Source organism: Flavobacterium ovatum, assembly GCF_040703125.1.
Lineage (GTDB): Bacteria > Bacteroidota > Bacteroidia > Flavobacteriales > Flavobacteriaceae > Flavobacterium > Flavobacterium ovatum.
On sequence record NZ_CP160035.1, the window covers coordinates 3,518,185 to 3,530,883 of the forward strand.

Annotated in this window: 8 protein-coding genes; 4 read left to right on the forward strand and 4 right to left on the reverse strand. The window is 34.6% G+C overall.

Annotated elements, in window-relative coordinates; all coding sequences use genetic code 11:
* Positions 1–197 precede the first annotated feature (197 nt).
* The 4 genes from ABZP37_RS14690 (at position 198) to bglX (ending at position 6,588) form a co-directional block, all read left to right on the forward strand.
* The gene (locus ABZP37_RS14690; protein ID WP_366183848.1) at positions 198–1,601 is read left to right on the forward strand and encodes a hypothetical protein; all 1,404 of its coding nucleotides are present in this window, start codon (positions 198–200) and stop codon (positions 1,599–1,601) included.
* A 230-nt stretch (positions 1,602–1,831) separates the two neighbouring features.
* Entirely contained in the window at positions 1,832–2,674 is an 843-nt protein-coding gene (locus ABZP37_RS14695) for an AbiJ-NTD4 domain-containing protein (protein ID WP_366183849.1), read from the forward strand.
* A gap of 755 nt (positions 2,675–3,429) precedes the next feature.
* Entirely contained in the window at positions 3,430–3,789 is a 360-nt protein-coding gene (locus tag ABZP37_RS14700; protein WP_366183850.1) for a hypothetical protein, read from the forward strand.
* Positions 3,790–4,338: 549 nt separating this feature from the next.
* Complete coding sequence (gene bglX, locus ABZP37_RS14705) at positions 4,339–6,588, forward strand: beta-glucosidase BglX (RefSeq protein WP_366183851.1); 2,250 nt, start codon at positions 4,339–4,341, stop codon at positions 6,586–6,588.
* A gap of 105 nt (positions 6,589–6,693) precedes the next feature.
* Here bglX and ABZP37_RS14710 read toward each other — a convergent pair whose 3' ends face one another.
* From ABZP37_RS14710 to ABZP37_RS14725, 4 genes are all read right to left on the reverse strand, one after another.
* A complete protein-coding gene (locus ABZP37_RS14710) occupies positions 6,694–7,017 on the reverse strand; it encodes a type II toxin-antitoxin system PemK/MazF family toxin (protein WP_366183852.1) in 324 nt (107 codons plus the stop codon).
* Positions 7,008–7,253, reverse strand: coding sequence for an AbrB/MazE/SpoVT family DNA-binding domain-containing protein (locus tag ABZP37_RS14715; protein WP_366183853.1), 246 nt, complete (start codon positions 7,251–7,253; stop codon positions 7,008–7,010). Before ABZP37_RS14715 ends, ABZP37_RS14710 begins: the two co-directional genes overlap by 10 nt.
* 402 nt (positions 7,254–7,655) lie before the next feature.
* Positions 7,656–10,985, reverse strand: a complete 3,330-nt coding sequence (locus ABZP37_RS14720; protein WP_366183854.1) for a DUF5107 domain-containing protein — start codon at positions 10,983–10,985, stop codon at positions 7,656–7,658.
* Positions 10,986–11,290: 305 nt separating this feature from the next.
* On the reverse strand, positions 11,291–12,691 hold the full coding sequence (locus ABZP37_RS14725; protein ID WP_366183855.1) for a sulfatase: 1,401 nt from the start codon (positions 12,689–12,691) through the stop codon (positions 11,291–11,293).
* Positions 12,692–12,699: the final 8 nt, after the last annotated feature.

Here is a 12,699-nt window from a genome sequence, read left to right on the forward strand (position 1 = left end):
GCGTTTTGGTTTTCATAATTTCGATTTGCAAAACTGACGAATAAATATAAAATCATTACAATTTTTTATAAGTTAAATTTTATATATTTGAAAATAAATATTGTCTGACGTTTGTCAGACATATACAACCTAATTTGGGTAATTAAGTCTGATTTTGTCAGCACTATATACTAGTTACCCAAAAATAAAACCAACCTATGTCAAAACCTGAAATTAACGAAGATTTTCTACTATTGTTAATTGACAACAATGGAACAATTGGCACTGATACAATTGATATAGTTAAACATTTCGAAAACGAAAACAAAAAACTTTCAGAATTATGCGGAACAAATGGAAATGATAATATCGACCAAATTGTGTCATTTATAAGAACAGAATTACAGCCCAAACTGCCTAATAAAACCTTTAAATATTGCAAAGATTTAGATAAAGCGTATCAAAGTGTACACGTCAATTTAGAAGGCGGAATTAAAACCTTTTTTGATAGAAGAGATTTAATTTACACCAATAAAAAACTTACATTAAATGAGAAAAAGGAGTTTGATTTAGATTCAGCTTTTAGAGATTTGAAAAGTGAAATTAAAGAAAGAATTGAGTTGTGGTTTAAAGTATTTGATATTGAATTTGCTTATGACAAAGCAAAAGCAATACCTAATGTATTGTCTTATTCACACAGAATAAGTGGTTGGTCAAGTCCAGAATATAAAATAACCGATAACTTAAAGCAGGAAATTAAAACAAATTTTGGGTATGGAAGTGTAAGCTATTTCTTTTTGCTATTTACATTTAAAAATATACAAATAACACCACTTTCAGAATGGATTGATTATCGCTACTCAAATTTTTCAGAGGTAATAAGATACACGAGAAGTTTTACCTCAAGAATTCCTGTAGTTGATGAAAGAGGTAGATTAAAGTATTATAAAACAATAATTGAAAACGAATATTGGAATTATGCAATCGCATTTACCCAAAATGCCGCAAATTTATCTTTGACCAATGAAGATGAATTTGTAGAAAAATATATAATATCTGAATGTGAAAAAATGGTAAATGGACTTCAGACCATTTATGCAGATAGCGAATTTGATTTAATTGACGAAAACCAATTTGACATTGAGGACAAAGACACAAATCGTTATCGATTAGATATTAAAGGTTTCGAACTTGTTAGCTTCAAAACCGAAAAAATTATAGGAGCATTAGATTTTATTGGGAAGATTATTGAATACAACAAAATAATTCCAACGGACAAATATGTTTCACGAATAAAGGAATTGAACAAACAATTTATTCCTAAAGTCCACAAAGCAGTAGCAGAAGAAAAAGTAGAGCTACATCAAGCGAAAAACGAATTAGCTAATTTTCTTATTGGACATAATAAATTGGTTGAAAAGGATAAATTTTATAATAATGAACGAATAAGGCTAAGAGAGAAATTCAAAGAAACTTATGAAAGTGAACATATCGAATTTATGGCGATTTTCATGAACTCCTTAGATCAATTAGCAAAACATAATCATAAAGTTAATTTACACACAGAAAACATTCAAATTTTGATTAACTATATTGAAAAATATAATAACTTTATGGAATAATAACTGTGGGTAACAACGTATATAAAAAAATAGCGCGAGTCGTTGCTAACACAATGGTTCGGGCATTTTTAGGAAGTCGCCAAATTTTTAAATTTGACAAATTCCCAAAAATAAAATAATTAGTAAAATTTAAAAATTCGGCTTGTGTTTCATCCGAAAATTACCGCCTTTTTACAGCGCTACTTTTATATACAAGACCGTTATCAGCCATTTAAGAACACGACAAATATATGAGATTTACGCAAAAACTTGGATTAAGTCCAATTAAGACAGAGTTAGAAAAAACAGGAATGAGTCCTGAACTTAGAAACTCTCTTTGGACAGTTGTTATAGAAACTATTCTCGAATTTAGGAGCAACGAAAGAGGCTATAATAATTATGGTCAAAGAGAAGCGTATTCAAAACTAGCAGAATATTTCAGAGACTTATGGATTGATTTTTTCAAAATGCCAATAGACAATTTATCAATTAGCTATGGTTGCATCTACGGAAACAGCCCTTTCGAATTTGTTAGAGCGTGGTTCTATAAAGCAACTTGGGGGGAAGTATTTGATTTTATTGAATTTTCATCTTCGTATCATGACTCATTTGCTGAAATTTGCAATAACTTTCTTAAAAGAGAGCTTTCCGCATTTAGATTTGTAGATGGACAACTTGTTGAAATTAATTCAAAAGAGGAAGTTGTTGAAATTCAAAATGCAATTAGAAACGCTGACAAATTTAAATCTGTTAAAACACATATTCAAACCGCACTTGAACTATTATCGGACAGAAAAAATCCAGACTATAGAAACTCAATCAAGGAATCTATTTCCGCAGTTGAATCCTTAGCGAAAATTATAATTAAAGATGACAAGACAACATTGGGACAGGCATTAAAGGAAATTGAAAAAAAACATCAAATTCCTAATAGCCTTAAGTCTGCATTTAGTGCTTTGTATGGGTATACTTCAGACGAAGGCGGAATTCGACATAGCTTACTTGAAAATAATGTGAATGTTGGTATGGAGGAAGCACGATTTATGTTAATTACTTGTTCTGCGTTTGTGAACTACTTAATGAACAAAATATAAACGTCTGCTAATCGAGTAGACGGGCCAGCTCTGCGAAGTGCTCTAGCAACAACAAAACTTTATGAGAACTGCAGTGCAAATTTCCCCCAGCTCTTCGAAGTGTACCCCGATCTGCGAAGAGTTCTAGCCACAACAAAAACGCTCTTAGAAACGCTGTGCAAATGTCTCCTGACTTTGCACACACAACAGTAGCAAGTCATCAACTGGAAATAAGAAATTGCCCAAACCGCTCCTTGAGATTCTTTCAGAAGGACAAGACTGTAGAAATACTTTGCGCGATTACTTTCCCGAAAAACGGGACAAGCTATTCGTTGCCATCATGCAGTTCGTTCAAATACTTTGCGAAGCTCCGGGCTTCCTTTGTGTATAGCTGTGAAATAACGCTTAGACGTACAAAAAAGGATACTTGCTGCGATCGGAGCTAATTATAGCGTTATTATTTTCATAATTATGATTTACAAAATTGACGCATAAATACAAAATCATTTTAATATTTTATAAGTTAAATTTTATATATTTGAGAATAAATAGTGTCTGATCTTTGTCAGGCATATACAACCTAATTTGGGTAGAAAAGTCTGATTTTGTCAGACCTATATACTAGTTGCCAGTAATTTGACAAAAATTGAGAAATGATTGAACTGATTTTTATTTTTATTGTATTTGAGATTCTTTTCTTGATACCTTCTTACTTTTTGTATAAGAAATTTTTGAAAAGAAAATCTGGAATAAAAAAATTAAAATTTTATTCATTTTTGGCAACACTATTAATGCCAATTATTTGGACAACATTATTTATCGGAATCTGTTACGGAATAATAAATCCAATTTTGAGGTCGAAAGAATTTAATTCAAAAGACTGGATTGAAAATATTGACTCACGATACAGAATGACTAATGACTTAAAAGAAAACGTACTAATTGGAAAAAACAAAATAGAAGTACTTAAAATTTTAGGAAAAAATGACGGCGAATGTGGATATAAAACAAGTCCAAATACAATATGTTATCTTATACCTGACCCAGAAAATATTGGAGCTCTAGACCATTATGAATTAGTTATTCTGTTTAATGAATTTGGAAAAGTTATTAAAGTAACTTCCGAAATGATTTAGGAGCCGATTAATATGGATAGGAATAAAAAACTACTGGTAACACCGTGTATAAATCATTGCTGGGGCTGTGCTCATCTGGTAAATCCTGCTCTTCGAAGTAGTACTCGCAATAACAAAACGCTCTTAGAACCGCTGTGCAAATGTCTCCTGACTTTGCACGCACAACAGTAGCAAGTCTTCAATTGGAAATAAGAAATTATTTAAACCGTTCCTTGAGATTCTTTCAGAAGGACAAGATTGTAGTAATACTTTGCGTGATTGCTTCGTTCCTCGCAATGACCATCTGCTAAAATACTTTGCGCAGCTCAGTGTTTCCTTTGAGTATCTCTGCGTAATAAACCGATCGCTCGAACTTTTACCGCTCTGAGTTTCCTTTGAGTATCTCTGTGTTATAGCTAAATAATGAATAACAATCCACGCGCTGCGCAGTATCATATTTAGCCGCTGAGGCGGACAAAAATTGTATTTAATAAACTATCTTTCAATTCCTAATTAGGTTCGAAAAATTAGCAATATGAGATAACTTGCAGATAAATTAAAACCAAGAAAATGCAACTAAGAAAACAACTAAAAACCTACGGATTAATTGCACTAACCCTTTTGATTGTTGGTTGTAAATCAACTAAAACAGATACTCCTACGTCATCCATAACTTTCTTAGACCCACAAATTGAAGCTATCCTTAAAAAGCTAACCATTGAAGAAAAAGCAGGACAACTTAATTTGATTCCGATGCCTGACGCTCCCTCCGAACAGCATCTTAAACAAATTCGAGAAGGAAAAATTGGAAGCATTTTAAAATCAAACGGAACCGCACAAAACTTACGTTTACAAAAAATAGCAGTCGAAGAATCCAAAAGTGGAATTCCGATTCTGTTTCAAGAAGATGTGATTCACGGTTACAAAACCATCGCTCCTATTCCATTGGCCGAAGCCGCAAGTTGGGACATGGAAGCCATCCGGAAATCGGCAGCGGTTGCGGCACGTGAAGCTTCGGCAGCTGGAATTCACCTCACCTATGCACCAATGGTAGATGTAGCCAGAGATCCACGCTGGGGACGCATACTCGAAACTGCGGGTGAAGACCCTTATTTGAGTAGCAAAGCCTCCTTTGCAAGAGTAAAAGGTTTTCAAGAATCAGGTCAGCATTCGTTTCAAAATGTACTGGGTTGCGTGAAGCATTTTGCCGGTTATGGTGCTTCGTTGGCAGGACGTGATTATAATATTCAAGATTTTTCGGAAAGAGAATTACGGGAGACCTATTTACCTTCTTTTCAAGCGGCGATTGATGCAGGTGTGGCGAGTTTGATGTGTGCCTATAGTGCCTATGATGGTGTTCCTTTAACTGCCAATACGTTCTTGATGCAAGATGTTTTGCGTGGCGAAATGGGTTACAAAGGTTTGGTCATGACCGATTGGGCGACCATAAAGAATTTAGTAAGCACAGGAATCGCTGAAAATGATTCGATAGCAACAATTATGGCATTTAATAGTGGTATTGATATGGACATGAGTTCGTATAAATATGTCGCTTTGATTCCGAAACTGGTCAAGGAAGGCAAAATCACTATAAATCAAGTAGATAATGCAGTACGTCAGGTTTTGATGCTCAAGAAAAAAGCAGGATTATTTGATAATCCTTATGCCTATTTTGATGCAGAAAGAGAGAAAAACGAACTATTATCGGCACAAAACAAAGCGGAAACCAAAGATATTGCTTTAAAAAGTATGGTTTTGTTGAAAAACGAAAATGTATTGCCAATTTCAAATGCTATCAAAAAAATAGCAATCATCGGCCCTTTAGCGAAAGCGAAAAGAGACCTACTAGGTTGGTGGGAATGCAAAGGGAATGCAGATGATGTAACTTCTATTTACGATGGTTTGAAAGCCGAATTTGGGGATAAAATCGAATTTACATACGCCCAAGGGTGTGAGATTGATAGTTTCAAGGTAGCGGGAGAAAAATTTATTCCCGAAGCCATAGAAACGGCTAAAAAAGCCGATATGGTAATTATGGTCTTAGGCGAAGAATTCTGGATGAGTGGCGAAGGTGGTGGAACCGCTTCGTTGCATTTGCCTAGTGCACAAGAAAAACTAATTGCAGAAATTGCCAAAACCAACAAACCAATTGTATCGGTAATCGTATCGGGACGTCCGTATGTACTGACGCAAATTGCGCAAAATTCGGATGCTGTATTACAAGCGTGGATGCCAGGAACGATGGGCGGTGAAGCTGTTGCCGAAATTTTATCGGGAAAATTTAATCCTTCGGGTAAATTGCCTGTGACTTTTCCGTTTCACGAAGGACAAGTGCCTATTTTTTATAATTATCGAAAAACAAGCCACTCCTTCGAATCAGGACCAAAAAATAACCGCTACTCTACTACACACCGTGATGTGCAAAACAAACCGCTGTACCTATTTGGTTTCGGACTCAGCTATACCACCTACCACTATTCGGATATTGAATTGAGCAGTGCAACAATGACTAAAAACGGCAGCCTGGAAGCGACTATCAAAGTGACTAACACTGGCAAAATTGCAGGTCGCGAGATTGTGCAGCTGTACCTACATGATGAAGTTTGTTCTGTAACCAGACCTTTAAAAGAACTAAAGGATTTCACGATTTTGAACTTAGAGCCTGGCCAAACCAAAACGGCTACTTTCAACATCACTCCCGATAAACTAGAATTCATAGGAATCGATTATAAAAAAACCATCGAACCCGGAAAGTTTACCCTTTTTATCGGTCGCAACTCTGATGATTTGAATAAAATTGGGTTTGAAGTAGTGAATTAATTTTCACTTTTAAATACTTAAAAAGGCTGATAAAATTTGATTTTATTAGCCTTTTTTGTATTTATAAATTAAAAGATACATTATGAACTTTGGTCGTACATTAAATCAATCCACAAAAGTTTCTTTAATAATTTCTTTCGTTTTTTTTATTTCAGTTTTATTCAACTTTCCTACTAACTTTATAATCCTTACTTTATCAACTGTTCTAATTTGGTCTATTGCAATCATTCCTTTTTGTTGGTTGTGCGTAACAGGGATTCTCGTGGGATACTCTTTCAAACTTGAAGTCATTGGAGCAATTACAATAGTATTTAAGTATTTGTTCATTTCATCTGGAGAAACGATTACACAGGGTCTAGTTTTTTGTATTTCACTTCCCACTGTGGGATCCAGATTCATTAAAACGATTGAATATTGTTTTAATTCCATTCTTCGAAGTTTTCATCATTAAAAACATCGTCTATTAACATTTTATCATCACCTTCTCTGCTCATTTTTTCAAATGCAGCTTCCCAGTTCTGTCGTGGTGTTTCGATTGGCTTTATGATAATACGTCCCATCTCAAGGATGATTTCTACTTTGTCTTTAATATTGTATTTTTCTAAAATGGTCTTACTTAAACGTAAACCTTTTGAATTTCCAATTTTGATTATTGCAGTTTCCATAGCTCTCAATTTAATGTTATTACAAAGTAAGCACATTATTGAATGATAATAAAATCTTTGGCCCATTATTTTTGAGTAAATTAGCTTCTAAACAACAATTATCTACTAATATATTTCTGAGATATAAACTTCCATTACATACCATCAATCAACTACGACTCCGCAAAGTTTGTCTCGCTGAAAGCGTCTCTGCAAAGTTTCTGATTATCTAAAAACGTTTCCAAATACCCAAACAATACTCATCTAATCATTATACCTAAAAATAGGCTGATGGAAAAAACCCATCAGCCTACTATTAATTATTTTCTATTCCAATAAACATCCATTCTTTTGATGGCGTCACTTTTGTTCTTATATCTTAAACTCTACAATAGACATTCGAATGATTTTAATTATTAAATACTACAGCTTTTCAAGTTCTATTTTTGCCCATAAATTACTAGCCAATAATTCAACCGCTTTTTGTAAATCCTCTTTCGCTAGAGTAGATTTGCCTAGTCCTCGATAACCTAGTCCTCTAATGGTGTAAGAAATAGATTTTTTTACGTTCTCTTTTTCGCGTTCTCCAAAAATCTGAAAGTAGTTGGAATCATCTACCGCGTTTGGATCTAGTTGTTTATTTCCAGTTTCAACCAAACTATTGAATATTTCAGTTGCTTTCTTTTTATCACCCAGTTTTAGAAAGCTGAGTCCTTGATAATAGTTCATAAACCCTCTTAAGGCACTTTTTTTCCTAACATCGGGTTTATCTAATAATGTGGCTAATTTAAAATATTTTTCAGTATTAGTTTTATCCTGCAATGCCTCATACGCTAATCCAATTTCGTAATTAATTTGCAAATTTCTATTGCCTGACCTAGCGCTACCTGCTTCTTCTTCAGGAACTTGTGCCAATAAAAAATGTTCTAATGCTTTTTTGTATTCCTTTTTATCGAAAAATTGCATTCCTAAAGTAAGTTGTGCATCAATAATCACTTCTCTAACCATTGAGTTACCCTCTCTAAAACTAAATTCTTTTCCCTTTAAATATTCTACCGAAAGTTCGGGTTTGCCTGCTAAAGTAAGTACTGTAATTTGGCTTATAAATGCATCATCACGTTGTCTAACAACGGCACTATTACCATCAAATATTTTTAACCTTTTGTCAATAGCTGAATTGTTTAATTCATATAATTTATCGAGTTCTGCATAAACAATTGCATCAGTTTTATCCAGTGCTATGGCTTTTTCATAATAAATAATAGCCTTGTCTAAGTTATTTAAATGGCGATAATAACCCCAGCCTAAATTACGGTATGCCATTGCCAATTTAGGCTCATATTTGATGGCTTTTTCCCAATTGGCAATAGCCAAATCCGGCTGTTTATTATATAAAATATTTCCTAAGTAATAGTAGGCTTTACCATCAGAGGGATTGTACTCCAAAGCTTTGTTTATTATTTTTATCGTTTCAAGTCGAAATGGAAATATACCAGATTCTGATAAAGATTGTGCGAGGCTAAAATATTTTTTAGCTTTCGCTTTTTCGCCAAGCGAATCTTCTATAAACCCTAAATAATAGTTTACAATTGGATTTTTGCCCTTAAATCGAACTAAAACATCTTGCGCTTCCACCAACATACCCTCATTAAGATAACCAATGGCTAACTCTAGATAATTTTCATTAAAGTCTCTCAACTTTGTTGTAAGTAATTTTAATTCCTTTGTTGCGGCATCAGATTGACCTGATTCTTTTGCAATTAGATAGGATTCATTTGCTAGTCTAAAATTAAGTGGGTCTGATTTTAAAATCAAATCTACAGTTGCCTGTGCTCCTTTGTAGTCTTTCAACTTCCTTTGAATGGATGCTTTTAGGGCAAATGCTTGGTTGTTCTTCGTATTTGTTGAAAGCGACTCCCCTATTTCGTACAAGGCTTTTTTGAAATCGCCTTTTAAACAAGATATTTGCGCCAACTCAAAATAACCCGCAGAATGATAGCCGTAGTCCCAAGTTGCACGATAAAGGGTATCAATGGCTTCTTCATAAAGTCCCAATCCTTTTAAAGTTACACCTTGTAGATAAAGCGCTTCGCCTGTGGAAGGCCTGGTATAATCATTTGTTAAACGTTTAATTGCTATCGAAAAATGTTTTCTTGCAGCATTGTAATCGCCATCTTTCAACAACTGATGACCAATTGCGGTATGTGTTCTAGTATCAGATGGATCCCGTTTTAGAACTTCATTATAATATTCGCTCGGCGATTTATAAAATTGCTCCATGCGGTTTCCTGCCAAAAAAAGTTCTTCTACCGAGGTCATATCTTCTGGAGAAGTGGGTCTATCCACTGGTGTTGGAAGTTTTTCGATAGGTTTTAACTCTTTTGGTTGATAGCTAATAATGGTTTGATTAGTTGCTAAATCAATCAATTCAGTTGAAAGATCTGTAAACTTATTTAAGTCTTTAATGGTGATAAATTCCTTGAATGATTTTGCTGGCGAAATTTGCACGTCTTTTTGAAGGATAATTTTATTCCCGTTTTTTAAAATAATTCGCGCTTTATCTAGTTTTTGGGTAGAATAATACCCTAATAAAAATTTATTTTCGCCTCTTTGCTCTAGGTTTACTGCAGCATCTATATTTGCATTTTTAAAACCCTCAATATCTCTCACGGGATACCAATATTGTTTCCAAGTTTTAGTTTCATATGGTCTTATCCAAGTATAATCTGGTTGATTATCAGAAAAAGCACCTACCATAATTTCTACATAAGGGCCACTGGTTTCTGTAAGTCTAGCTTCTGTAGCTTGCCCCACAGTACCAGAACCCCATTCCCAAAGTTTGGCTCCTTTAATAATATTATGATCGCCCACATGTATGGTTCCACTCTGTTTTCCATGGTCGTACCCCCCCATAAAATCTTCCTTTAAATCCCAAGAAAAAAAGGAAGCGTTTTCTTTTACGTTTTTCCACCAGCTCACATCTACTCCTTTGGTAAAATCTTGGTCTCTAAAGATTTCTGTAGAAATTGGCCATCGTGTAAATTGATTTTTGGCGTGAAAGGTAGCCAATTGTACACTTGTCGGAAAAATAGTCTGATAATTTTCATTGGTGCTAGTAGCTACATTTGCCCAGTTTAAAAAACTATTGGTATAAGGCGTCGGATTGTATATTGTTAGTTCCGCTTCAAAATAGGACTTTCCAGGTTTCAGAGTTACAGCAGCCGTCCATCTCATTCGGTGCCTCGGTTCTGTTTCTCCAATAAAAATGGTTTTGCTACCATCTTCATTTTCTGCCATAGAATAATCCATAGGGAGCATTGTTGAAGCACGATGATGATGCAATACACACCATTCTATTCCACCTGATACCCAAGCACCCGTCATTCCAATATTTGCGGGTTTGACTTCGTTATTTTTATATATAAAATTGTAATTATTAGTTTTATCGGTAGCATAATAGATTTTGCCTCCTATTTCTGGTGTAATACCCATTTCAATAAACTCATTTTCAAGCTTCAAAAGCTTCCATTTATGAAGCTCTTTAGTATGTGAAATAACATCATTTAGAGCATAAGGATAAATAACCCTGCGAGCACCCTGAAAGCTTTCATTTGCAAAGAAAATCGGGGCTTTTTCCCCGGGCGCTACCTTATATGTGGGGAGTTCCCATGCTTCTTCTGTCATTTTTACTTGTGCACTAATAGATCCTAAAGAAGCACAAAAACACAATGTGATAAGTTTACGTAACTGCATAATTTTTGATTTAGTTGACAATACAAACACTATTTAAATAAGAATACGATAATAAAACACTTCATAAGTATAAAAAAAAGTGAAATAAAATCATCTACTAATTTACAAGATTCCTATTGAAAAAACACACTTTTATTACATAAAATTTTACAGTTTTAATTAAATTTCCTATTCGGCCCATTACCCGAAACTAAATGCTACTACTTCTTTACAAAAAACACTATTTCTATTAATTTCAATTAAAAATAGATGAAAGTATTACAAAAAAAAAGGCTGATGGAAAAACCTCATCAGCCTATTACTAGTTACTTTCTATTCCAATAAACATCCATTCTTTTGATGGCGTCACCTTCGTACTTACGTCTCAACATCCAGAGCGGACGCTCTAAGGTTTGTTCCCAAGCAAATATTTTTTTGTACATCGCTTTAACTCGTTCTGGATTTTGATCGGCTAGGTTGTTTAATTCTCCTGCATCTTTATCTACATCAAACAACTCTGCTGGACGATCAGGAAAACGCAATAACTTCCAATTTCCGTCACGCATCGCTGAACCGACTTCGCCTTTCCAATACAATTCTTGATGGGGTAAATTGGTCTTTTTACCTAAAATATGAGGTAGTAAATCGACTCCATCAATATCTTTTAAAGCAGCTATATTTCCGCCACCCATTTTGTAGAAAGTAGGCAATAAATCAAAGGTACAAATTGGTTTTTTGTACACGGTGTTTGCAGGCAAAACTCCAGGCCAACGCATGATAAAAGGAACTCGAATTCCGCCTTCTAGCAAAGTGGCTTTCATACCGCTCAAAGGCAAGTTGTCTGCCGTAGTCGAATCTGTTGGTCCACCGTTGTCATTGGTAAAAATAACAATCGTGTTTTTATCCAAGCCTAATTTCTTAAGTGTTTCAAATACACGACCACAAGCACGATCTAACGAAAGTGTCATTGCAGCCAATTCTTTGCGTTTTCCAGTTAAATTAGGAAAATTAACCAAATCTTTTTTATCGGATTGCAAGGGTGCGTGAACGGCATTAAAAGCCAAATACACAAAGAAAGGATTGTTCTTGTTTTCTTTAATAAAATTAATAGAAGCATCAGCCAAAACATCGGTCATGTACTCATCCGATTCTTGAAAATTTCCAAAACCACGTTCCAATCGATTTTCTGTTTTTACTTCACTATCATCTGGATCGTATTTGTAATAACTACGAGCACCCCCTCTAAAACCAACAAAAGTATCAAAACCACGGTTCATAGGATGAAATTCATCTTTGCTTCCCATATGCCATTTTCCAAAAACAGCGGTTTTGTACCCCAATTCTTTCATGTAGTTTCCCATTGTTTTTTGGTCTAATGGCAAACCCATATCATCATCAGACAAACAAGATTTCACCATATATCCGGGAACGTTATTTTCTTCAAAGCCAAAACGTTCTTGGTATTTACCTGTCAACAATCCTGCACGTGATGGGCCACAAACTGCTGCCGTTACGTACGCTTGTTCAAATTTGACTCCTTGTTTGGCCAATTCATCCAAATAAGGCGTTTTCATTATTTTGCTCCCTTGAAAACCAAAATCAGAATAACCTGCATCATCAGATACGATCAAGACAATATTTGGTTTGGTTTGTGCAGTAACTACAGTAGCAAAAAGACCTAACGAAAGGGCCAATACGGTAGTTAACTTGTGTTTTTTTAAGTTCATATTGCTAT